Below are 253 nucleotides of genomic sequence, written 5' to 3' on the forward strand. Positions count from 1 at the left end.
GTGTGAGCAATTTATAATCTGAGGCAACGATACATCTTATGGCTAAATGGAATGGTGAATATATTCACCCATACGCAGAACACGGGAAAAAATCCGAACAAGTAAAGAAGATCACCGTTTCGATCCCGCTAAATGTATTAAAAGTATTAACTGATGAACGTACTCGTCGTCAAATAAACAACTTACGTCATGCAACAAATAGCGAGCTTTTATGCGAAGCGTTTTTGCATGCGTTTACCGGGCAACCGCTGCC

At 40.7% G+C, this 253-nt stretch carries 1 protein-coding gene; it reads left to right on the forward strand.

From position 1 onward, the window contains the following. Positions 1-38 precede the first annotated feature (38 nt). A partial coding sequence (gene metJ, locus AAEZ02_RS23040; protein ID WP_351125480.1) for a met regulon transcriptional regulator MetJ occupies positions 39-253 on the forward strand: 215 nt, incomplete at its 3' end.

This window comes from Shewanella sp. T24-MNA-CIBAN-0130 (assembly GCF_040310185.1).
GTDB classification, from domain to species: Bacteria; Pseudomonadota; Gammaproteobacteria; order Enterobacterales; family Shewanellaceae; genus Shewanella; species Shewanella psychromarinicola.